At 66.6% G+C, this 21,744-nt stretch carries 18 protein-coding genes and 1 tRNA gene; 8 read left to right on the top strand and 11 right to left on the bottom strand.

All coding sequences use genetic code 11. From position 1 onward, the window contains the following. Positions 1-102: 102 nt before the first annotated feature. From CVO77_RS09215 to ubiA, 4 genes are all read left to right on the top strand, one after another. Positions 103-1,998, top strand: coding sequence for a TadE/TadG family type IV pilus assembly protein (locus CVO77_RS09215; protein WP_105998778.1), 1,896 nt, complete (start codon positions 103-105; stop codon positions 1,996-1,998). Then, positions 1,995-2,549, top strand: a complete 555-nt coding sequence (locus CVO77_RS09210) for a TadE family protein (protein WP_105998777.1) — start codon at positions 1,995-1,997, stop codon at positions 2,547-2,549. The genes CVO77_RS09215 and CVO77_RS09210 overlap by 4 nt, the downstream gene beginning before the upstream one ends. After that, positions 2,546-3,223, top strand: coding sequence for a hypothetical protein (locus CVO77_RS09205; RefSeq protein ID WP_106000750.1), 678 nt, complete (start codon positions 2,546-2,548; stop codon positions 3,221-3,223). Before CVO77_RS09210 ends, CVO77_RS09205 begins: the two co-directional genes overlap by 4 nt. A 64-nt stretch (positions 3,224-3,287) precedes the next feature. After that, a complete protein-coding gene (gene ubiA / locus CVO77_RS09200; protein ID WP_105998776.1) occupies positions 3,288-4,199 on the top strand; it encodes a 4-hydroxybenzoate octaprenyltransferase in 912 nt (303 codons plus the stop codon). 3 nt (positions 4,200-4,202) lie between these two features. Here ubiA and smc read toward each other — a convergent pair whose 3' ends face one another. The 4 genes from smc to CVO77_RS09180 all read right to left on the bottom strand — a co-directional run bounded on the left by smc (position 4,203) and on the right by CVO77_RS09180 (position 10,075). After that, positions 4,203-7,646, bottom strand: a complete 3,444-nt coding sequence (gene smc / locus CVO77_RS09195) for a chromosome segregation protein SMC (protein WP_105998775.1) — start codon at positions 7,644-7,646, stop codon at positions 4,203-4,205. 335 nt (positions 7,647-7,981) lie between these two features. Further along, positions 7,982-8,728, bottom strand: a complete 747-nt coding sequence (locus CVO77_RS09190; RefSeq protein WP_105998774.1) for a thioredoxin domain-containing protein — start codon at positions 8,726-8,728, stop codon at positions 7,982-7,984. 51 nt (positions 8,729-8,779) lie between these two features. Beyond that, positions 8,780-9,499 (bottom strand): thioredoxin domain-containing protein, encoded by a 720-nt coding sequence (locus CVO77_RS09185; protein ID WP_105998773.1) that lies wholly within the window; start codon positions 9,497-9,499, stop codon positions 8,780-8,782. Positions 9,500-9,508: 9 nt separating this feature from the next. Continuing rightward, positions 9,509-10,075 carry a DUF721 domain-containing protein gene (locus CVO77_RS09180; RefSeq protein ID WP_106000749.1) on the bottom strand — a complete coding sequence of 189 codons (567 nt, stop codon included), beginning with the start codon at positions 10,073-10,075 and terminating at the stop codon, positions 9,509-9,511. A 26-nt stretch (positions 10,076-10,101) separates the two neighbouring features. On the opposite strand from CVO77_RS09180, the gene CVO77_RS09175 reads away from it, so the two are divergent. Genes CVO77_RS09175 through nudC form a run of 3 tightly spaced genes read left to right on the top strand, consistent with a single transcriptional unit; the run spans position 10,102 to position 13,300 of the window. Then, positions 10,102-11,121, top strand: coding sequence for an A/G-specific adenine glycosylase (locus CVO77_RS09175; protein ID WP_105998772.1), 1,020 nt, complete (start codon positions 10,102-10,104; stop codon positions 11,119-11,121). After that, positions 11,118-12,431 (top strand): serine hydrolase domain-containing protein, encoded by a 1,314-nt coding sequence (locus CVO77_RS09170; RefSeq protein ID WP_105998771.1) that lies wholly within the window; start codon positions 11,118-11,120, stop codon positions 12,429-12,431. Before CVO77_RS09175 ends, CVO77_RS09170 begins: the two co-directional genes overlap by 4 nt. Then, entirely contained in the window at positions 12,431-13,300 is an 870-nt protein-coding gene (nudC, locus tag CVO77_RS09165; protein ID WP_105998770.1) for an NAD(+) diphosphatase, read from the top strand. Before CVO77_RS09170 ends, nudC begins: the two co-directional genes overlap by 1 nt. A 52-nt stretch (positions 13,301-13,352) precedes the next feature. Here the strand turns inward: nudC and CVO77_RS09160 are convergent, their stop codons facing one another. From CVO77_RS09160 to CVO77_RS09150, 3 genes are all read right to left on the bottom strand, one after another. Further along, positions 13,353-13,754 (bottom strand): DUF2497 domain-containing protein, encoded by a 402-nt coding sequence (locus CVO77_RS09160; RefSeq protein ID WP_242446158.1) that lies wholly within the window; start codon positions 13,752-13,754, stop codon positions 13,353-13,355. Between the two features lie 133 nt (positions 13,755-13,887). After that, complete coding sequence (locus CVO77_RS09155) at positions 13,888-15,375, bottom strand: TolC family outer membrane protein (RefSeq protein WP_105998768.1); 1,488 nt, start codon at positions 15,373-15,375, stop codon at positions 13,888-13,890. Positions 15,376-15,414: 39 nt separating this feature from the next. Beyond that, on the bottom strand, positions 15,415-16,077 hold the full coding sequence (locus tag CVO77_RS09150; RefSeq protein WP_106000748.1) for a protein-L-isoaspartate O-methyltransferase family protein: 663 nt from the start codon (positions 16,075-16,077) through the stop codon (positions 15,415-15,417). A 243-nt stretch (positions 16,078-16,320) separates the two neighbouring features. Here CVO77_RS09150 and CVO77_RS09145 point away from each other — a divergent pair. Next, positions 16,321-16,394: transfer RNA gene (locus tag CVO77_RS09145), tRNA-Cys, on the top strand. A gap of 343 nt (positions 16,395-16,737) precedes the next feature. Here CVO77_RS09145 and CVO77_RS09140 read toward each other — a convergent pair. The 4 genes from CVO77_RS09140 to CVO77_RS09125 form a co-directional block, all read right to left on the bottom strand. Then, positions 16,738-19,269 carry a TcfC E-set like domain-containing protein gene (locus CVO77_RS09140; protein ID WP_146130844.1) on the bottom strand — a complete coding sequence of 844 codons (2,532 nt, stop codon included), beginning with the start codon at positions 19,267-19,269 and terminating at the stop codon, positions 16,738-16,740. 15 nt (positions 19,270-19,284) lie between these two features. Continuing rightward, complete coding sequence (locus CVO77_RS09135; RefSeq protein ID WP_105998766.1) at positions 19,285-19,734, bottom strand: hypothetical protein; 450 nt, start codon at positions 19,732-19,734, stop codon at positions 19,285-19,287. Positions 19,735-19,816: 82 nt separating this feature from the next. After that, positions 19,817-20,413 carry a hypothetical protein gene (locus tag CVO77_RS09130; RefSeq protein WP_105998765.1) on the bottom strand — a complete coding sequence of 199 codons (597 nt, stop codon included), beginning with the start codon at positions 20,411-20,413 and terminating at the stop codon, positions 19,817-19,819. A 573-nt stretch (positions 20,414-20,986) separates the two neighbouring features. Continuing rightward, entirely contained in the window at positions 20,987-21,721 is a 735-nt protein-coding gene (locus tag CVO77_RS09125) for a fimbrial biogenesis chaperone (protein ID WP_105998764.1), read from the bottom strand. Positions 21,722-21,744: the final 23 nt, after the last annotated feature.

The raw sequence follows: 21,744 nt of genomic DNA, 5'->3' as shown, positions 1-21,744 counted from the left end.
CCGCGCGCGCTTAGCGATTTGGTAAGCAGTTTCCCCCTAGGTGCGAAGATTACCAGTGGCGCATCTGGGTGGGTGGCGCCTCTGGCTAGAGGGGTTTTGACCATGCGAGGGACCATTTTGAGCCGTCTGCGGACGGTCACCTCGAATCTGTTTCGCGATCAGCGCGGCAACGCGATGATGCTGACCGCGGCCGCGATCGTGCCGATGATCGGCATTGTCGGGTCGGCGGTCGATATCGGGCGCGCCTATATGACCCAGCTACGCCTGCAGCAGGCGTGCGACGCCGGCGTCCTCGCCGGGCGGCGCGCGATGGCCGGTGCGCTCTATACGGACCCCGCGAAGGTCGAAGCGAACAAGATGTTCAATTTCAACTTCCCGGCGGGAAATTACGGCAGCCACGGCGTCGCCTTTTCCTCGTGGGGGGTCGGGTCGTCCGACGTCGCCGGCCGCGCGACCGCGATCCTGCCGACCGCGCTCATGTATATTTTCGGCAAGAGCCAGTTCGACCTGGCGGCCAATTGCACCGCGAAGCTCGAAATCTCGAACGTCGATGTGATGATGGTGCTCGACGTCACCGGGTCGATGGCACGCAAGGCCGACAGCGACGACGACGACACCAAGATCGAGGCGCTGCGCAAGGCGGCGGTCGACTTTTTCGACACGCTGACCAACGCCGATGTCGGCGACGGACGGATTCGTTTCGGCGTGGTTCCCTACAGCTCGTCGGTCAATGTCGGGCAGATATTGATCGCGAAGAATCCAAGTTGGCTGGCGGATGAGGTCACGCTGCCGTCGCGCACGCCAAAAACCAAGATCGTCTATACGACGACCGATTTCGACGAAACCGACATCGTCGATACGCCCAACCCTGACGTATTCGACAAGGATCTGGGCAAATGCAAAGATGGGCTGCCGACTAACACCACGCCGCAGCCGGGTGAACCCAACGCTAATTTGACCGAGCAATATGTCGATGCCGATGGCAATCGCACATCCTATTATGACGTTGAACGCACCTACAGCTATTACAAATACGCGCAGTTCACCAACTCAGACAAAAAATGTCGCGAGGGGCGGTGGGTCGCGAGTTTCAAGCGAACCAGCAAAACGAAGGTCTCAGAGACCCCGACCAAGGTATTTGACGGCAAATATGCCTATGACAATCGCAGTTTCGATACGCGTCCGCTGAAGGCGGGATCGGCGATCGAATCGGACACGGGCGACGCGGCTGCGTTGATCACCACCAGTTGGGGCGGCTGCATCATCGAGCGGGCAACCACCAAATTCGCGTCCAACGAGACCGCGCCTTCGGATGCCCTCGACATGGATATCGACACCGCGCCGACGACTGGCGACGTTGATACCCAATGGAAATTGTTCCTGCCCAACGTGACCTATAACCGCGGCCAGGAGACTCCCTTCACATCGTCGAGCGACTATAATAATTTCGCCGAAAAGGGCGGCGACTATGCGGCCTGTCCGGCGGCGGCGATGAAGCTGGAGACGATGACGAAGACGGACCACGACAAGTTCGCGGCCTATATCAACACGCTGCAACCCAAAGGCTATACCTATCACGACGCCGGCATGGCGTGGGGCGCACGGCTGCTGTCGCCATCCGGCTTGTTCGCCGACGAGAACGGGCCCTATAACGGCCGCCCGGTCAGCCGCCATATCATCTTCATGACCGACGGCGACATGATGACGCCGCGCGACAATCTGTCGCACCAGGGGCAGGAACGTTCGATGCCGCGCATCGGCGCGACGAGCGACGATGACGCGATCGCGCGGCACAACAACCGCTTCGTCCAGCTTTGCCGCGCGGCGCGGCAGCGTGCGATCACCATCTGGGTGGTGTCGTTCGGGGTCGGCGGCAATGCCAACCTCAACAGCTGCGCGTCGTCGGGCCAGGCGTTCGAGGCCGCCAACGCGGCGCAGCTCAATGACCAGTTCCAGGCGATCGCCCGCCAGATCTCCAAGCTGAGACTGTCGCAATGAGCCCGGTGTCCGCCCTGCTTCGCCGCCTTCGCCGCCACGAGCGCGGCGTGGCGCTGGTCGAATTCGCGCTCACCGCGCCGGTCTTTCTCCTCATTTTGATGGGGATCTTCGACTATTGCTGGCAGATGTACGCGCAGCAGGTGCTGCAAGGCGTCGTCGCCAAGGCCGGCCGCGACGCAACGATCGAAATCTATGCCAACGACCAGTCGAAACTCGACGCCTTTGTCAGTTCGCAGGTTCGCAAGGTGTTCAAGGGGGCCGAGGTCAGCTTCAAGCGCCGCGCCTATGATGATTTCAGCAAGATGGTGGAACCGCGCGCGGTCGATTATGACGGCGATGGCGTGATCGATTGTGTCGAAGACGGCGGCAAAGCGGGTAACGGCGGCGCCGACGACGTGATTCTCTACACCGCGTCGATGCGTTTCAAGCGCGTTCTGCCGGTGTGGCGGATGCTCGGACAGTCCGAATATACGACGCTGTCATCGACGACGGTGCTGCGCAACCAGCCCTTTGCGGCGGGCAGTGAAATAGCGGCGGAGACATGCGGATGACCGGCCTTTCGCTTCCCAGCCTTTCGCTGCATCGCCTGCGGCGCCCGGCGCGGCGCCTTGCCCGCAGCGTCCGCGCGACCGTGCTGATCGAGATGGCCTTCTCGATCCCGCTCCTCGTGCTGCTCGGCTTTGGGGGGCTGGAAATCGCCAATCTGACGCTGGTCAACACGCGCATCAGCCAGATCGGGCTCAACACCGCCGACAACGCCTCGCGCATCGCGGCGGGCAGCAACCTGGCGCAGCCGCAAATCCGCGAGAGCGACGTCAACGAGGTGTTCACCGGGGTTGAAAAACAGTCGGGCGGCCTCGACTTCAAGAGCCGCGGCCGCATCATCCTGTCGAGCCTCGAGCAGAACAAGGAAGGCGGCCAGTGGATCCACTGGCAGCGCTGCTATGGCAATATGAAGGTCGCCTCGGCCTTCGGTCCCGAAGGAAAGGGCATCACCGGCACCGACTTCAAGGGCATGGGCCCCAAGGATCATGAGGTGACCGCGGTCAGCGGCACCGCGGTGATGTTCGTCGAGGTCGTCTATCAATATAAGCCGCTCCTCTATGGCAAATGGCTGGGGCCGAAGACGATCCGGTCGGCCGCCGCCTTCAACATTCGCGAGCCGCGCGACCTGACGAAAATCTATCCCTCGACCGGGGTAACCGCGTCGACCTGCACCACCTGAGTCGGCGCGCGGCGCCGATAGGCATTTATCCCGCGCGCGACTGCTGCTATCGCCCGCGGCACCGATGACCGCCGCGACGCATCCTCCCGACAGCCAGCATCAGGGCTTTCTCGGCCTGCTTCCCGCGCCGCTGCGCGCCTATGCGCTGCTCGCGCGCTTCGACCGGCCGATCGGCTGGTGGCTGCTCTATTGGCCCTGCGCCTGGGGGCTCGCGCTGGGCGGTGGGGCGCGCAGTCATTGGCCGCTGTTCCTGTGGATGCTGCTCGGCGCGATCGCGATGCGCGGCGCGGGGTGCGTCTATAACGACATCGTCGACCGCGATCTCGACGCGAAGGTCGCGCGCACCGCGTCGCGCCCGGTCGCGAGCGGCGCGGTGTCGGTTCGGGCGGCCCTGCTATGGACGGCGCTGCTGTCGCTCGTCGGGCTGGTCGTGCTGTGGCAACTGCCGTTCGCAGCGCAGATCGTCGCGGTCGCCAGCCTTGCGCTCGTCGCGGCCTACCCTTTCATGAAGCGGATCACCTGGTGGCCGCAGGCGTGGCTGGGCCTCGTGTTCAGCTGGGGCGCGCTGGTCGGCTGGATCGCGGTCGGCGGTGGTGACGGATTGGCGCTGCCCTTGCTCTACGCCGGGTCGATCGCGTGGGTGATCGGGTACGACACCATCTATGCGCTTCAGGATATCGAGGACGACGCGCTCGTCGGCGTGAAATCGAGCGCGCGCGCGATGGGCCGCCATGTCCGGGGCGGGGTCGGCGCCTGCTATGGTGCGGCGCTCGCCTGCTGGGCGGGGGCGCTGTGGAGCGTGCGGCCCGATCCGCTGATATTCGTCGCGCTGGTGCCGGCGGCGCTGCATCTGACGGGACAGGTGGTGACGCTCGCCCCCGCGAACGGCGCCGATGCGCTCGCGAAATTCCGCAGCAACCGCTTTGCCGGACTGCTGGTGTTCGCGGCGATGCTGGTGGTCGGCAGCGCGCCTTAGAGGCTATTCCGCCGCGAGCAGGTCTTCCGCGCCGCCCAGATCGACCGAGACGAGGCGGCTGACGCCTTTTTCGATCATCGTCACCCCGAACAATCGGTGCATGCGCGCCATCGTCACCGCATTGTGGGTGACGATCAGGTAGCGGGTGTTCGTCTCGCGGCTCATGCGGTCGAGCAGGTCGCAGAAACGTTCGATATTCGCGTCGTCGAGCGGCGCGTCGACTTCGTCGAGGACGCAGATCGGCGCGGGGTTGGTGAGGAAGAGGCCGAAGATCAGCGCGATGGCGGTCAGCGCCTGCTCGCCGCCCGACAGCAAGGTGAGCGTGCCGAGCCGCTTGCCGGGCGGCTGCGCCATAATTTCGAGCCCCGCCTCGAGCGGGTCGTCCGAATCGACGAGTTCGAGATGCGCCTGCCCGCCGTTGAACAGGGTGGCAAAGAGGCGCTGGAAATGGGTGTTCACCGTCTCGAACGCAGCGAGCAGGCGGACGCGGCCTTCGCGGTTCAGATTGCCGATCGATCCGCGCAGGCGATGGACCGCCTGCGCCAGTTCCTCGATCTCGGCGGCGCTTTTCTCGCGCTCGCTATCGAGTTCGGCGAGTTCGTCGGCGGCGACGAGATTGACCGGGCCGAGGCGCTCGCGTTCGGCGATCAGCCGGTCGTGCTGCGCCGATTCCTGCGCGGCATCGCCGACGCTCGCGCTGTCGAACCCGACTTTTTGCGGCAACAGGGGCGGCGGGCATTCAAAGCGTTCGCCCGACAGGCGGCCCATCTCGATCCGGCGAAGCTCGGCATTTTCGGAGCGCGCGGCGGCCCCGGCGCGGGTTTCGCGCGCCGCGGCGACGCGCTCGCGGATCGCGGCGAGTGCGGCTTCGGCTTCGCGGAGCGCGGCTTCGGCCTCGCGCTCGCGCGCTTCGGCGGCGGCGACCTGCTCGCGAAGCTCGGCCTGCCGTGCGTCGGCGGCCATGCGGTCGGCGGCGAGTTTGTCAGGGAGACCCGCGAGCTTCTCAGCTTCGGCGGCGAGCGCTTCGCCGCGCTTGTCCATGTCGGTGATGCGGCGCGCGGCCTCACCGGCGCGGGCTTTCCAACTCTTGATCTCGGCGCTGACCACGGCCTGGCGTTCGCTCAAGGCCGCGAGCGTGCGATCGTGCGCAGCGAGCGCGGCCTGCGCTTCGTTCGCACCGGCGCGCGCGCGATCGGTCGCGGCGTCCTCGGCGTCGAGCGCGGCGCGGGCCAGCCGTTCATCGGGGAGCGCAGCGAGCGCGGCTTCCTGCGTGGCGAGCGTTTCGGCGGCGTCGCGCGCGGTGTCGGCGATCTCGGCGAGGCGGCGGGCGAAGAGCGCGGCGGCATCGCGGTGGCGGTCGAGCGCGGCCTCGGCCTGGTCGGCGGCGCGCAGCGCGGTGCGGCGCGCCTCGTCGGCCCCGGCGAGGGCCTTGCGCGCGGCGGCGGCGGCGTCGGCGACCTCTGCCCCCCTGGCGGCGGCGGCATCGCGGCGATCCTTGAGATCCTGCACGCCCAGTTCGACCTGCGGGCGCTGCGCGGCCAGCGCGTCGAGCCGGTTCTGGCGTTGCAGCCGCTCGGTCGCGGTCGCGCCGTCGCCGCGCGTCACAAAGCCGTCCCAGCGGCGCATCACGCCGTCGGTCGTCACGAGCCGCTGGCCGACCGCCAGCGGCTGGCCGCCATCTTCGCCGACCACCGCGACCTGCGCGAGGCGGCGCGCAAGCGCGGCGGGGGCCTGCACGACATCGGCGAGCGCTTTCGTGCCGACGGGAAGCGCAGGCTCATCCTTGCCCGCTTCGGCGCCGCCCCAGGCGCGCGCGGCCTGCGTGTCGGTGCCGGCGTCGAGATCGTCGCCGAGCGCGGCGGCAAGTGCGGCTTCGTAGCCGGGGGTCACGCGAAGCCGGTCGAGGATGCGGTCGTCGCCGCTGCGCGCGGCGGCGAGCGCGCGTTCGAGTGTCGCGGTCTCGCCGTCGAGCGCGGCGAGCGCGGTGCGGGCCTCGGCGAGCCCGGCTTCGCCGCGCGCCAATTCGGCGGCGGCGGCTTCGCGATCGGCTTCGGCGTCCTGCAGCGCGGTTTCGGCCGCGGCGATCGCGGCTTCGGCGTTCGCGGCGGCTTGCACGCTTTCGGCGCGGGCGGCGGCGAGCGCGGCGCTGTCGCCGAGCGCCGCGATGTCGGCATCGACGCGCGCCTGGTCCTGCCCGACGCGGCGGACGGCGGTCTCGGCGCTGTCCCGCGCCGAGACCGCGATGCGGCGGTCGGCCGCTTCGCTCGCGGCGCGCGCGCGGGCATGCGCCAGCGCGACCTCGGCATCGCGGAGATGCGCCTGCGCGGCCTGGTGCGCCTCGACGAGCGTGGTCTTGCCTGCATCGTGCGCGGCGATGTCCCGTGCAAGCTGCTTCGTCTCGCCATCGAGCGCGGTCAGGGCTGCGTGCGCTTCGCGCGCGAGTTCGCCTTCGCGCGCGCGGTCTTCGGCCAGCCGCTGTTGCTGCGCCGCCAGATCGCCCAGCCGCTGGCGCGCGGCGCGCTCCTCGCCCTGCAGGCGGACGAGCGTCGCGGTCGCCTCGGCGATGGCGTCGCGCTGGGCCTGGGCGTCGGCGCGCGCGGCGCCGACGCGGGTCGCGACCGCGACCTGCGCCGCCGAGACCGTTTCGAGTTCGGCCTGCGCGGTCTTGACCGCGGCTTCGGCGGCATCGGCGTCGCGACGCGCCTGATCGGCGGCGGCGGCGGCATCGCGCCAGCGCGCATGGATCAGCCGTCCTTCGGCGACGCGGATATCCTCCGACAGCTTCTTGTATTTTTCGGCCGCGCGCGCCTGACGGCGCAGCGCGTTGGCGCGCGCCTCCATGTCGGCGACGATTTCGGACAGGCGGGTGAGGTTGGTCTCGGTCGCGCGCAGTTTCTGTTCGGCATCCTTGCGACGGACGTGCAGGCCCGCGATTCCGGCGGCTTCCTCCAGCATCGCGCGGCGATCGGTTGGCTTGGCGGCGATGACATTGGCGATCTTGCCCTGGCTGACGAGCGCGGGGCTGTGCGCGCCGGTCGCGGCGTCGGCGAAGATCAGCGCGACATCCTTGGCGCGCACGTCGCGGCCGTTGGCGCGATAGGCGCTGCCGGTGCCGCGCTCGATGCGGCGGATGATCTCTAGCTCGCGGCCTTCGCTGGCGTCGGACAGCCCCGCGACCACCCCGCCCTCGGTATCGCAATGGATCGCGACCTCGGCGAAATCGCGCGGGGGACGCTGCGAAGTGCCCGCGAAGATGACATCCTCCATCCCGCCGCCGCGCATCGATTTGGGGGAGGATTCGCCCATCACCCAGCGGATCGCCTCGAGCAGGTTCGACTTGCCGCAGCCATTGGGGCCGACGACGCCGGTCAGCCCAGGCTCGATGCGCAATTCGGTGGGTTCGACGAAGCTTTTGAAACCGGTCAGGCGCAGCCGCTTTATCTGCACGAGGCCACCTCGTGCAGTCGGTCGAATCGGAGCTGTTGCAACGTTGGTGTCACATATCCCCCTGACGCCGTCATGGCGCGGCGAGGGGGGAGTCGCAAGGGCTTAAGCCTTGAAGATATTGCCCTGCATCGTCATTGCGAGGAGCCGTAGGCGACGCGGCAATCTCCAGCCATCGGCCTTGCGCAGGGCCGATGGCTGGAGATTGCTTCGCTTCGCTCGCAATGACGAAAGAAGGAGGCAGCGGGATTCCCGCCTTGGCGGGAATGATGGGGGAAGAAAGCGGCGGCCGGGAAAGCTGCCCTCTCCACCGTTCCGCGGCGGGGAGGATCAGGGTGTCAGCGTGCACCCATCGTGCGCAGGTGGTCGCGCAGCGGACCCCAGGCGGCGACGCCTTCGAGAACCTGGCCGTTGACGACGAAGGTCGGCGTGCCCTGGATCGAATATTTCTCGGCCGCCGCGTTGGTGCCCGCCTCGAGTTTCGAGATATTGTCGACGTTGGACAGGCAGGCGTTGATCTGTTCGCCGGTCACGCCGCGCGACTGGAAGAAGGTGTCGAGCTTCAGCGCCTTGGCAAAGGCGGCGAAGCGCTGCGCGGGCGGCAGCTTCATCGCGGCCTCGGCGGCGGCTTCATTGCCCTTCACGCCCGCGAACAATTCTTCCTGCGAGGCGAAGACATTGTCCTGGAGCGGGAAATAGCGGTCGACCGGGGCGCAGCGGATGATCGCGGCGGCGGTGGCGTCGAGCGGGTCGCGGATGAAGTTGTGAACCTCCAGGCTCACGCGGCCGGTGTCGATGAAGTCGCGGCGAAGCTCCTCGTGGCTTTCCTGCGAAAAGGCGGCGCAGTGCGAGCAGGTGATCGACGCGAATTCGATGACCTTGATCGGCGCGTCGGGGTTGCCCATCACATAGCCGCCGTCGGCATTCTTGCTGACCGTCTGCGACCAGATCTTGCCCGTGGGCGCGGCGACCTTGGCGATGACGTCCTGTTCCTTGGTCTGGTCGGTCTTGCTTTCGCCGCACGCCGTGAGGGCAAGCGCGCCGAGCGAGGCGAGGAGGAGGATGCGCAGCTTGGGCTGGATCATGGTCAGGCTTTCCTTGGGCAGTGATAGGGTGGTGGCGACAGGAGCGGGCTTTTACGAGCCCTTGAGCGCGGCGTCGAGTTTCGTTTTCAGCGCCGACCAGGCGGTGACCTCGACATCGTGGCCGTTGACGAAGAAGGTCGGGGTGCCGCGGACATGATCGGCCGAAAGCCCGATATTGGTCATGCCGGTCACTTCGGCCTGCGCGACTTCGCTGTCGAGGCAGGCGTTGACCTCGGCCGCCGAATAGCCGCGTTTCTGCATCAAGGCCGAAAGGCCGACGTCGGCGGCGATCTTGCGCGCGCGCGCGCTGGTGTCGCCCTGATACCAGCTTTCCTTTTGCGCGTCGCTCGCCTTGACGACCTTGTTCAGCCACACCGGCTGCGCGGCGAAGATCGCCTCATGATTGCCGGCGAAGGCGCCGACCGGGCCGCACCGCGCGAGCAGCGCGGCGGTCATGTCGACGGGGTCGCGAACCAGGTTGCGATATTCGAAGAGGACGAGGCCCTTGTCGATATATTGGGTCTTGAGCGGCGCCGAGCCGAGTTTCGCGAAATCGGCGCAATGGCTGCACGTATAGCTGAAATATTCGACCAGCTTCACTTTTGCCTTGGGATTTCCGACGATATGGGCGCCGATCGAACTGGTGCTGATATTCGCCGACCACAGCGGCGGCTTGGCCGGGGTGGCCGCGACGAACAAGGTGAGCGCGGCGGCGGTCAGGGCGGCGATCGCGGAGCGGCGGGCAAGCGGCGTGATACGAAATGCGGGCATGACGAACCTTCAACTGATCCTGGGGATTTTTGCCGGTCCCGCGAGCCCCGCCGCCATGCGTTCGAGCACGGTGCGCAGTTCCGGGTCGCCGATGTCGCGCAGACTATCGCCCAGTTCGGCGGGTACGGGTTTCAGCATTGCCGGCGGCTGAACGGGGGCGGCGGGGGTGACCTGGCCGTGCGACATGCGCACGGTGGCGATCGCGGCATAGCCGAAGAAGCGGTTGACCGCCGCGATGATGTCGGGCGCGACATGCTGAAGCATCGGCGCGTGCGCGCCGCTGATCGTCAGGTGTAGCGTGCCCCCCGCCTTTTGCCCCACGGGAAAGCGGATCATCGCGGGCTGGGTCACGTCGGCGAGTCGGTCGCCGACGATCTCGCGCCATCGGCTGACCACCGACGACTGGATGAAACCGAATTTGCGGAAGGCGGTGCGCCCGATTTCGGGGACGAGGTCGGCGATCGACCGCGCCTCGCCGCCGCGCGGCCGCTCATAGGGGCGCGCCGGGGCCTTGGCGACTTTCGCCCTGGCCTTGGGCTTTTTGCCCGCGCCGCCCTCGCTCGCGTCTTTCGTCATGCGCAAGGCCATGCCATAGGCGGGGGGTGAGCGTCCAGAGTATCGATAGTTTCGCCGAACGCCTGCTCGGCTGGTACGACCGCGCGGCGCGCGATCTGCCGTGGCGACACCCGCCGGGCAGCGCCGCGACCCCCGATCCCTATCGCGTCTGGATGGCCGAGATCATGCTGCAACAGACGACCGTCGCCGCGGTCGCGGGCTATTTCACTCGCTTCGTTCAGCGCTGGCCGACGGTGGCCGATCTGGCGGCGGCCGACGATGCCGACGTCATGGCGGCATGGGCGGGGCTCGGCTATTATGCCCGCGCGCGCAACCTGCTCGCCTGCGCGCGCGTGGTGGTCGCACAGCATGGTGGGCGTTTCCCCGATAGCGAGGACGCGCTGCGCGCGCTGCCCGGCGTGGGGGACTATACCGCGGCCGCGGTCGCGGCGATCGCCTTTGGCCGGGCCGCGGTCGTCGTCGATGCCAATATCGAGCGGGTGATCGCGCGGCACCGGCTGATCGAGACGCCGCTTCCCGCGGCGAAGCGCGAGATTCGTACCGCGCTGGCGCCGCTCGTCCCACAAGATCGCCCCGGCGATTTCGCGCAAGGGCTGATGGACCTCGGCGCCACCATCTGCACGCCGCGCGCCCCCGCGTGCACCCGCTGCCCGGTGAGCGCCGATTGCCGCGCGCGCGGACGCTCCGACATCGACCAGCTGCCCGTCAAGCCGCCGAAGAAGGCGAAGCCGCAACGCTATGGGCTCGCCTGGTGGATCGAGGAGGGCGACGCGGTCTGGCTCGTCCGCCGTCCCGGCAAGGGGATGCTCGGCGGGATGCGGGCGCTGCCCGGCGGCGAATGGACGGGCGAGGCGCCGACCGAGTCTGGTCTCGTCCATGTCGATCATGGCTTCACCCATTTCGACCTGCGGCTGACGCTGGTGCGCCGTGAAAGCGCGCATGCCGCAGGGGAAGGCGAATGGTGGCCGCTTTCGGCGCTTGACGCGGCCGGATTGCCGACGCTCTATCGAAAATTGACCGACAGGATGCGGGAGGACATTGCATGACCATGATGGTTTCGCGGCGGGGGTTTTTCGGCGGCATGGCGCTGGGCGGCGCGGGGATGCTGCTGCCGCGCGCGGCGTTCGCGTGGAAGGCCGACGGCGCGGCGCTCTATCCCGCGACCGATGATTTCATCAAGGGCTTTGTCGACCGGCGCGAACTGGCGGGAACGCTCGCCGCGATCGGCCGCGGGCAGGCGGCGCTCGATGTCTTTGGCGCGGGCACGCAGGCGATGGATTCGGCGAAGCCGGTTGACGGCGATACGATCTGGCGGCTCTATTCGATGACCAAGCCGGTCACCGGCATGGCGGCGATGCTGCTGATCGAGGAAGGGCGGATGGCGCTCGACCAGCCGATCGCCGATTTCCTGCCCGCTTTCGCGAACATGACCGTCCAGAATACCCCCGACGGATCGATCACCGACGTGCGCCCGGCGAAAGGGCCGATCACGGTGCGCCAGTTGCTGACCCACAGCGCCGGACTCGGCTATAATATCATCCAGAAAGGGCCGATCCGCGACGCCTATAATGCGGCGGGAATCCTGGGCGGGCAAGTCAGCCGACTGCCGATTCCGGGCTTTCCGCAGAGCAGTTCGGCGCCGAGCCTCGCTGTATTCGCCGACCGGCTCGCCAAGCTGCCGCTCGTCTATGAACCCGGCACGCGGTGGAGCTATTCGGTCGGGCTCGACCTGATGGGCCGGGTGATCGAGGTCGTGTCGGGCCAGCCTTTCGACACATTCCTGAAGGCGCGCTTCTTTGACCCGCTCGGCATGACCAGCACGGGCTTTCAGGTCGCGGCGGCCGACGTCGGGCGACTCTCGACCAATTATGCGCCCTTCGGCGGCGCGCTGCTGCCGATCGATCCCGCGACCAGTTCGATCTATCTCGACAAGCCGCCGATCCCCTATGGCGGCGGCGGGCTCGTCTCGACCGCGCGCGATTATGACCGCTTCCTCGCGATGCTGCTGGGCGAGGGCGCGATCGACGGCGTGCGCATCCTGAAGCCCGAAACCGCGCGGCTCGCGATGTCGAACCTGCTGTCCGATACGGTCGATCGCAAGGGGAGTTTTGTCGAGGGCGAGGGGTTCGGCGCCGGCGGGCGCGTGTCGCTCGCGTCGTCGCCGACCGGCGAGGGCGTCTATGGCTGGGGCGGGGCGGCGGGGACGATCGCTTTCGTCGATCGCAAGCGCGGTTACCGCGTCGGCGGCTATACCCAATATATGCCCTCCGAGGCGCTGCCCTTCCAGCGCGACTTCGGCAAGGCCTTCTACAAGGACATCTTCAGCCAGGCTCTCCACACGGATGGGGCGCCCTGATGCCGCTGCCTCTGGGGTTCACGGGCGCGCGGCTCGACCGCGCCGATCAGGTCCGCACCGACGCCGACGCCTTCGCCGCGGCGACGGCCGATCCGCGCGCGACCTGCCTCGCGATGGACGGGATCGACCCGGTCCCCGGTGAGCGTGGCGGACTCATCTGGGAGCCGCTCGATCCGGCCGACGAGCGGCCGCTGCTGCTGCTGGGGATCGACGATGCCGGGGCGCCGCGCTTTGCCCGCGCGCCTGCGCCGGGGGCGCGGATCGACGCGCGCTCGCGCACCGTGATGCGGCTGCTGCCCTTGCTGTCGCCCGAGGAAGCGGCGCTCTATGGCGGTGCGCGCAGCCTCGTCGACTGGCACGCGCGGCATGGGTTTTGCGCGGTGTGCGCGGCGCCGACCGCGATCTTTCGCGGCGGCTGGGGGCGACAGTGCGCGAATTGCAACGCCGAACATTTCCCGCGCGTCGATCCGGTGGTGATCATGCTCGCCGAATATGAGGGGCGGGTGCTCGTCGGGCGCCAGCCGGGCTTTCCGCCCGGTTTCTTCTCGGCGCTCGCGGGTTTCGTCGAGCCCGGCGAATCGCTCGAGGAAGCGGTCGCGCGCGAATTGTTCGAGGAAGCGGGCATCCAGGTCTCGGACGTCACCTATGTGGCGAGCCAGCCCTGGCCTTTCCCGTCGTCGCTGATGATCGGTTGCCGCGCCGTCGCGCGCGATCCCGCGCTGACGCTCGACACGACCGAGATCGAAGCCGCGATGTGGGTCGATCGTGCCGAAGTGCTGGGCGCGCTTGCGGGCGATATGGGCGCCAGCTTCGTGGCGCCGCCGCCGCTGGCGATCGCGCGCTATCTGCTCGAGGATTGGGCGCGGTAATTTCTTCTCACGGCTGCGCATCCTTCCCCCATCAAGGGGGAGAGGAAGCGGATTAAAGCCGCTTCCCGGTAATCCGGCTGATTTCCTTTGCCACCATCGCTTCGACCATCGCGGGCAAATTGGTGTCGAGCCATTGCTTCAGCATCGGGCGGAGTGCCTCGAGGACGACCTCTTCCATCGTGCGGCCGTTTGCGGGGGTGGCCGCCGTGGGTGCGGCGGCGGGCGAGACCGCGGCGTTCAGCGCTTCGAGCGACTGGCGTGCCGCGTCGGCACTTGCCGCCGACACCAATTCCTCTTCGGTCGGGATCGCGGGGGTGGGATCGCCGGCCTCGTCCGCGTGCCCGGCCTCTTCGTCATGAAGATCGAGGACGTCCTCGCCGCCGCGCTGGACGCGGGCGCTCGGCGCCTCGTCGCGGGCGATCACCCGCCGAATCGACGACAGGATATCTTCCATAGACGGCTCTCGCGACAGATCGCCCATATTGGCCCCTTTCACCCCACGAAATTCCGGGCCCCGCGCCATCGCGGGTTGCCCTTCAAGGGCGGTTAACCATCATTCTACCGGTGCGAAGCGGGCTTTGCCAAGCTTATTGTGGCAAGGCCGTGTCGATCGACGGCGGGACGGCCGCGTCGGCGGCCGGAACGCTCTTGGTATCGGTTGCCACCTGCTGGGGCTTCGGATCGTCGGCCCAGTCGAAGATCTGGCCCTTCACGCGGCGGTAATTGGCCTCGGGATCATAGAGCGCGCCGCCCTCGATCCCCAGGTCGCGCGCTTCGGCCTTGCCCATCGCGGCGAGGACCGAGAAGGCGGCGACATAGGAGTTGCGGCGCGCCGAGACGAGCTGGACCTGCGCGTTCAGATATTCCTGCTCGGCGTTCAATATGTCGAGGATCGAGCGGGTGCCGACGCTGTTTTCGGCGCGCACGCCCTCCAGCGACAGGCCGTTGGCGCCGACCGCCTGTTCGGTCGCCGCGATGATTCGCTCGTTCGCCTGCCACGCGGCATAGGCGCCGCGCGTCTGTGCGATCACGTCGCGCTCGACCGCGACATAATTTTCGATCGCCTGGCTCGTCTGGGCCTGCGCCTGGCGCACGCGGGCCGAGGGGCGCCCGCCCTGGAAGATCGGAAGCGTCATCGACACCCCTGCGATGGCGCTTGTCGTCGTATTGTCGGCCCCCGCATTCCCGGCCGGAATCGAATTCAGATTATTGTTATAGCCGCCGCTGATCGTCGCCGACAGCTTGGGCGCGCGCGTCGCCCGCGCGGCGCCGATGTCGGCGCGCGAGGCGTTGAGGCGCTGGTCGGCGGCATCGATGTCGGGATTGGTGTTGAGCGCGATCGCGACCGCCTCCTCGGCGGTCGTGGGCAGGTTGGGCAGAACCGGCGGCGGCTGCAAATCGTCGGGTGCTTCGCCGACGAGCTGGATATAGGTTTCGCGGCTGCGGATCAGGTTCGATTCGGCGGTCCGCAAATCGCCCTCGGCCAGCGCGAGCCGCGCCTGCGACTGGGCGACGTCGGTGCGCGTCAGGTCGCCGATCTCGAACCGATCGCTGGTCGCCTGCAGGTTGGTGTGCAGCACCGACACATTCTTCTGGTTGAGCTGGACGATCGCGATGTCGCGGATGACGTCCATATAGGCGCCGACGACCTGCGCGAAGATGCTGGCCTCGGTCGCGCGAAGGTCGGCCTGGCCTGCTTCGACGCGATATTTGGCGGCCTTGACCGCATTGCGCACCGCGCCGCCCTGATAGATGGGAACCGACAGTTGCGCGCCGGTCGACAGCGAGCGGCCCGGTGTGAAAAAGCTGTTGCCGGGAACGACCAGATTTTCCTGATAATCGACGCTGGCGCCGACCGACGGCAGCCCCGCGGCTTTCTGGATCGGGACATTCTCGTCATTCGCGCGCTGGCCCGCGCGCGCGCCGGTCAGCGTCGGGTTGTTCTCATACGCCTTGGCGAGCGCTCCCTGCAGCGTTTCGGCGTGCGCAGGTGCCGCCGCGACGAGTGCGCCCAGCGCCAGTCCGGCAAGCCAGCGGGTGCGGCGACCGGTCTCGACAGGATTTTTATCGTGCATCGGATGTTCAGCCTGAAACGGGGGAGGAAGAGGGAGCCGTCAGAATTGAAAGCCCTTGGGCGCCGCAAAGCCGGGAAGCGGTGCGACGTCCATGTCGGCGAAGGCGCGGATCGCCACCGTGCCGCCGGTCTTCACGCCCTGGACAAGGCGCGTCACGCTGCCGTCGCGCCGGGCCGCGACGATTCGCCCGCCTTCGGCAAGCTGCGCGGCGATCGCGTCGGGCAGCGTCTCGATCGCGCCGTCGATGACGATGCGGTCGAAGGGCGCGGCGTTCGGCGCGCCGACGGCCAGCGGGCCGTGGGTCCAGTGGATCGCCGCGTCGGCGACGGCGGCGCGCGCCGCGGCGAGCAGATCGGCCTGTTCCTCGACCGCGTGCACCTCGGCGCCGAGCCGGACGAGCAGCGCGGCGGTATAGCCGGTCGCGGCGCCGATCAGCAGCACGCGCTGACCCGCCCGGATATCGGCGGCGACGAGCAGACGGCCGGTGACGAGCGGCGGATTGAGCGCGCGGCCAGCGCCAAGATCGATCGCGCGGTCCATATAGGCGACACCGGCCAGCGCCGCGGGCACATGCGCCTCGCGCGCCACCGCGCCCATCGCGCCGATCACGGCGGGGTCGATGACGTCGTTCGTCCTAAGCTGGCTGTCGATCATCGCGGCGCGCATGTCGGCCGCCCCCATCTCGCTCAATTTCGTCGCCATCATCCGATTCCGATTCCCTGGACCCAAAGCGTCGCGCGCAGCCGTAACCGATGCCGCGCTGTATTGTAATAGTAATACAGCAACGCTGTCAACCTGCGCCGCGCAATAGCTGGCAACGAAGGAGCCGCCAAGCCCGCATCGCGGCGTGACACCGTCAAATCGCCCGACCATCATCCAACAATCGCATTGCCAGTGAGCGGCGAAGTCGCTAGGGGCGCCTTCTCCACGCAAATCTGCGTCTGAGGCCCGATGGCGGAGTGGTTACGCAGAGGACTGCAAATCCTTGCACGCCGGTTCGATTCCGGCTCGGGCCTCCATCCATTCCGAATGACCCCCTGGATTCACTTGGTAAATTTGTTTCGTGTCCAACCTTGGGACCGAGGTTGGGCACCACACGGCCTGCAAATGTCCGCAGCGGTTTGATTTGCCGTTGGCGAGGAACCGCTTTTCCCGTTGCGAAAGGCGGCGAAGCTGGTGGCCTGGTCCGGTTGCGGACGGGTTGTCGGGACGGGGAGCATTGTCCGGTCGACCTGAGCCGCGATTCTATCGCGGTGCCAAGCTCTCTGATTCACGCTCGTGATTTGACGGCGACGGATTTGAAATTCCAGGCCTGCGTCCGGTCCTCGCCCCGTGGGTGCATGCTGGAACCCGTCGTGCGCGCTATTCGATGTCACATTTGATTTTGCCGACCCGATAGAATTCGCGCTTCCCCATATCCTTGACGATGTCCTTTATATTGACATCGCGGCATTGCGTTCCGCCGGGCAGCACGGCTCGGATCTGGGAATCGCTTGGGACGGTGAGGGTGAAATATCCGTTTTGGTCGGTGACGATCAGGTCATTTCCGCCGCGAATCGTCGCCGCCGCGAGCGGATGCCCGTCCTCTCCGATCAATTGTCCGAAGATGGTGAAATCGCGCCGCGCCTCATAGCGCAGGCGAACGACATTCCCCGGATATACGATGACCGTGCGGGGGTCGATCCGGACGTCGTAAGGCGGAGCATTTTCGGGGCTCAGCGTGATTTCATATTCGTCGAGCGCCGCCACGCCGGCGGCGGAAATCTTTCCGGGTTGCAGCAAGTCGTAGGATTGCGCGTCGATGCGGACGCGGTATCCGCTGTTCGCCGCGCGCGCGGCATTGTCATCCGCCGCGACGTCGAGGTCGGTCAGGATCACCGCTTCACCCGGCCGCGCCAGGCCCAGCTTCATCGCGCCGCCGCCGATCGCAAAGCCGCTCTGGGCATTGGCGACCAGCGTCGTGAAATTGCCCGAACGGTTGCGGACATGCTGCGCATTGAGGTCGGCAACGCCATAAGGGGAGGAGATGTTGACGCCGCCGCCGAGCCGTTCGCCGTCGGCGCTGGTCGAAGCGTTGGCTTGACCGAAAACATCGAATTCCTGCCAGCGGTCCCGGTGCGAGATGCTGGCATTCACGACGGGCGAGATCCCGTTGCGGCTCGAGCCCGTGGAGTTGGAGACATTTTCGGCGCCCGTCCCCACGGAGAGCGTCGTCCGCGGCCCGATCCCGAAGTTCAAGGCGAAGCTGAAACCGACGCGCGTTTCGGCATCCGAACGCAGCGCATAGGCCGAAAGGAAGGCCGGGCGATGGAACAGCTTGACCGCCCGGGAATAGCGGGCGGAGGCGGTATAGCGATCCTTCAACCCCGGCGTGCTCGAATAGCCGCCCGACAGGCCGAGCGTTCCGCCGGCGAGGGGAAATTGCGTCGACATCACGATGCTGTTTTCGCGGCGCAGGAACGGCTGATATCGGCCAAAGCCGCTGCTGGTCGGGTCGAAACGCGCGTCGGTCTGTATCGTCCGGGCCGCAAGGTTGAAGCGCACCCCCCATAAGACCGCGCTGCCGAGGACAGACGCGCCGTAAGAGCCATCGTCGGCCAGGGCGAACGAGGCGCTTCCTTCGACGCCCCCGATGAAAGTCCGGACCGTCGCTTCGCCCACCGTCAGGCCATCGATGTTCATCACGTCCGCTTCGACGCTGGTGGTCGGGGCAATGCGACGAGCCACTCGCGCCCCAAACACCGGCGATTGCCTGAGATCGGGGAAAAAAGTGTATCCCGATTGTGATACGCTGAACCGGTCTTCCACATAGAGCCCGGCGCGGAAACTGAACTCGGTCTTGCCGACGATCGGGAGCCCCCCGCTTCGCGAGAAATTGCGTATTTCGTCGAGCACGACCATGCCGTCGGCGCGACCGACGATCTGGACCGTATAGGAGCCGTTCGGCAGTCCCGCGGTATCGAGCCGCTGCGGACCCGCGCCATAGCGTCGCGCCGAAAGCAGTACGCCGTTGCGGCGGATTTCGACATCGGCGTCGCGTGGCAGGACGATGTCGAGGGGCGAGCCTTGGCTGTCGGTGTCGTAGGCGAGCCGCGGATAGAAGCTTCCGAACTCGGCGCCGATCATGCGATAGTTGGACAGAAGCTCGGTGTTATAATCTTCGATCAGCCCCGCCTTGGCTACCCGGTTGCCCCAAATATGCTGCAGATGCCCCTGGTTGAGGCGCGCGCCGAAGCCCGTCCCGATAAAGGTCTGTGCGACGAAGGACGTCTGGCCGACGCTCGCCAAGGTATCCAGCGTGCCGCCCAGTTCGAGATTTCGTCCGTTGAACCCGCTGGTTGCGACGGACATCGCGACATTCTGAACCAGCCCGAAACCCTCGGCCGAACTCGGCCCCAATTCCAGTCGACGCTCCCGGCCTTGCTTCACGCTCACCGGATCAAAGAAGATCTCGATCGAAAAGCGTTGCGAATCCGCGATCAGGCCGAACTTGCCGGGCGGAAGCAGGCCGCAGCCGACCGTCTGCCCCGGATAGCATCGAAGTTGCTCATTGGCAGGCAGGGGGCGGGATAGCAGGTCCAGAACGGCCTGCCGTTCGACGACGCCCGCCAAGGCATCCGCCAGCAATTCCGGCGAAGCGAAGGTGACCATTCCGTCGGACAGAGTCGCCCGAAAGGACCCGATGCGCCGACCGAGAACTACAACATCAAACAGCGTGTCGGTGGCTTGTTCGAGATCCTCGAAACCCGGTGGCGGCGTGCCACGCTCTGGCGCGGGAGGGGATGTCGCGCTGGGAGGCGCCGCCTCGATGGCCTGCGCATTGGCGCAGGGCGTATAGAGGGTCGCCGACCAAGCGGCGGAGAGTAGCAGCAGATGACGGCATCGGAGTGGCACGGAGGGTCGATCCGATTACAACGGGCGAACGCTGAGATGGATTCGTTCCAAATACGCGCCTGCGATTGCCTCGGTCAGCCCGGACTGCTGGAAGCGCAGTTCGATCGTCACATTGCCGGTGCCCATGCAATCGTCCGGCAGGACGCGGCCCTCAAATGTCGTGAATCCGGTCGCCTTCGCCGGCTGGACCAGTCGATCGCCCGCCCTGGTCGATATGGCGATTTCAAAGGGCGGCGCTTCGGAAGTGCCGAAGCTGGTCGACATGGGCTGGATATCCAGCTGGAAACGACCGGTGGAACTGGAAACACACAGCTGCGCCGAGGCGCGCAGATCGCCGACGCCGTGCCAGCGGAGCTGGAATTGGTCTTGGGACACGAGTCGCGCGCTGGCGACCGGGGAATCCGCAGCAACAGGCGCAGGTTGCGCGCCAATGACCCCGAGGAAGGCCAGTATCGTCATGAACATTCGCCGCCTCCCTCTCAACAAACCGAATGGATCGAAGGGCGAGGAAACCATCCTCGCCCTCCTTCCAATTTGCTCTAATGGCTTACGGAACCGAAACGGTCACGTTGAGCGTGCCGCGGTAGGTGTCGGCCAGCGCGGCGAGAGCGACCGGATTGCGGACAGCTACCTGGATCGAGGCGTTGCTGCCACCCAGGCCGCCGTTGGTGCAGTCGAGCGTGGTCGCGCGCGCCTGGCCGTTCTTCGTCGTGATGCTGGGGCGGACAATGCTGTTGCGCATGAACAGCGCGCCGGTCGAGCTGTAGTTGGCGTTGTCCCAATAGCCGACGGTGTGCGGCAAGATGGTGCCGGTGGTCGCGCCAGTCAGGCCATAGGGGTTGCCGTTGTCGCCCGAAGCGACGCCGGTCACCTGAGCATTATAGTCGCCCGCGGCGTTGACGTTCGAATAGACGCAGAACTGCGTACGACCGCTGGTCGTGCCGAAGTTGCTGGCGATCGTGGCGGGGTCGATGTTCAGCGTGATGGGGTCGAGACCGCTGACCTTCACCATCGGAACGACGGTGACATTGACGTCGAACGTGCCGGTGCTCGAGGTCGAACTCAGCTGACCATCGGTCGACTGCGCGAGTGCGGGGGAAGCGATAAGGGCCGCGGTGGCGGCCAGAACAGCGAATGCCTTCATGAGAAAATCTCCAGATTACCGTTGATCAAGGGTTAAGCGACCCTTAACATCCGGTTAGATAATAGTTACGGTTCGTCAACTGAATTCCCACGCAAAATTGCACCATGGCCCGTTTTGGGGCAGGCATGGCTTATTTATTAACAAAAATTATCACCTAATGTTAAGGAAGTTGCGAGGCGCGTGCAAGGGGGCCTCGCGGGCCTGCGGTCCACAGGATATTCGTCCTGCCGGGACCGGCCTGGCCCGCGACCGGATTTCGGGAGCGGTCGGTCATCGGAAGATGGCGATCCGGCGTCGAGGACGCCCCGGGCCGCAAAGATCAAGGATAGCGCAAGGAAGGTGACGGGGTCTGCACGCCGACGGCGCGGGGAGAGCCAAGCGCCAGCCGCCAACGTCCAAGGTCGATCGCTCCGAGAGGCCCCCCTGGATTGGAAAGACGCCGCATCAGGCTGCCTGGAGCGCGGATGCCCGATCCACAACCCTATGAGGATCATGGGGCCGCTGGTAGCCCTGAGGAATCGGCAGGGCGTTCAGCCCCGCCGCATCAAAGGGGCGCGCTTCCGATTCGCAGCGTTAGAACGACCGCTGGATGAGATCGTCGGAGGGGCCGGTTCTGGTCTTGAGAAAAATCTTCTCGTCCGGGGCTTGCAGGCCCACCGTGGTCGCCTGGCCGGCGTAGAGTCTGACGCTGTCCAGGTGACGGCACTTCGTGGCATCCGCCTCGGTCAGTTGCGCGGGGCAGGCCGACATTTCCGAAAGCAGGATATTGGTGCCGCCCTGGTTGCTGAGAATGATCTTGTCCGCGCTGCGATCGGCGTGCAGGTCGGGTTTGGCGCCCTTGGGACGGACCACGACCAGGATATCATAGGCGGCCATCAGGCGAATCTGCAGCGTCGACGTCTTGTCCGCCGGGGCCGCGGCGGCTTCGCTCGCGACCTCGGGCGACACCAGGACGCGGTAAATCCGATCCTGTTGCGGCGCTTCGTTGAGCGAGACGATGCGAATGGCGCGCATGACCCCCGGATCGAGTATCAGGCGATTGGGGGTGACGAGAAGCCCGGCGGCCTCCGGGTCTGCGCGCGCGACGCGCGTTTCCTCGGCCGATCCGGGATTCAGTATCTCGGACGTGGTGATGGTGACGTAATATCGATCCTTGCTGTCGTTTCGGATCAGGACGTCGCCGCGGTTCGTCCCCTCGCCCGAAAATTCGACCCACAGTTTGTCGATCGAGAGATTTCCCGTCGCCTGAGCCTGCGCTGTCGTGGCGTAGAGAATCGCGACAGCCGCAGTTAACGCCTTGCGAAACATTCCTTGTCCCTCCGCCGAATCCG

This window comes from Sphingopyxis lindanitolerans (assembly GCF_002993885.1).
GTDB classification, from domain to species: Bacteria; Pseudomonadota; Alphaproteobacteria; order Sphingomonadales; family Sphingomonadaceae; genus Sphingopyxis; species Sphingopyxis lindanitolerans.
This window is presented reverse-complemented; position numbering and strand designations above follow the sequence as displayed.

Coding starts and splice junctions, on each gene's coding strand:
- nudC (WP_105998770.1), top strand. CDS start 12,431: ATGCCGCTGCCTCTGGGGTTCACGGGCGCGCGGCTCGACCGCGCCGAT.
- CVO77_RS09190 (WP_105998774.1), bottom strand. CDS start 8,728: ATGATCCAGCCCAAGCTGCGCATCCTCCTCCTCGCCTCGCTCGGCGCG.
- CVO77_RS09185 (WP_105998773.1), bottom strand. CDS start 9,499: ATGCCCGCATTTCGTATCACGCCGCTTGCCCGCCGCTCCGCGATCGCC.
- CVO77_RS09205 (WP_106000750.1), top strand. CDS start 2,546: ATGACCGGCCTTTCGCTTCCCAGCCTTTCGCTGCATCGCCTGCGGCGC.
- CVO77_RS09160 (WP_242446158.1), bottom strand. CDS start 13,754: ATGGAAGATATCCTGTCGTCGATTCGGCGGGTGATCGCCCGCGACGAG.
- CVO77_RS09210 (WP_105998777.1), top strand. CDS start 1,995: ATGAGCCCGGTGTCCGCCCTGCTTCGCCGCCTTCGCCGCCACGAGCGC.
- CVO77_RS09125 (WP_105998764.1), bottom strand. CDS start 21,721: ATGTTTCGCAAGGCGTTAACTGCGGCTGTCGCGATTCTCTACGCCACG.
- CVO77_RS09135 (WP_105998766.1), bottom strand. CDS start 19,734: ATGTTCATGACGATACTGGCCTTCCTCGGGGTCATTGGCGCGCAACCT.
- CVO77_RS09215 (WP_105998778.1), top strand. CDS start 103: ATGCGAGGGACCATTTTGAGCCGTCTGCGGACGGTCACCTCGAATCTG.
- CVO77_RS09180 (WP_106000749.1), bottom strand. CDS start 10,075: ATGACGAAAGACGCGAGCGAGGGCGGCGCGGGCAAAAAGCCCAAGGCC.
- CVO77_RS09130 (WP_105998765.1), bottom strand. CDS start 20,413: ATGAAGGCATTCGCTGTTCTGGCCGCCACCGCGGCCCTTATCGCTTCC.
- CVO77_RS09150 (WP_106000748.1), bottom strand. CDS start 16,077: ATGGCGACGAAATTGAGCGAGATGGGGGCGGCCGACATGCGCGCCGCG.
- CVO77_RS09155 (WP_105998768.1), bottom strand. CDS start 15,375: ATGCACGATAAAAATCCTGTCGAGACCGGTCGCCGCACCCGCTGGCTT.
- ubiA (WP_105998776.1), top strand. CDS start 3,288: ATGACCGCCGCGACGCATCCTCCCGACAGCCAGCATCAGGGCTTTCTC.
- CVO77_RS09170 (WP_105998771.1), top strand. CDS start 11,118: ATGACCATGATGGTTTCGCGGCGGGGGTTTTTCGGCGGCATGGCGCTG.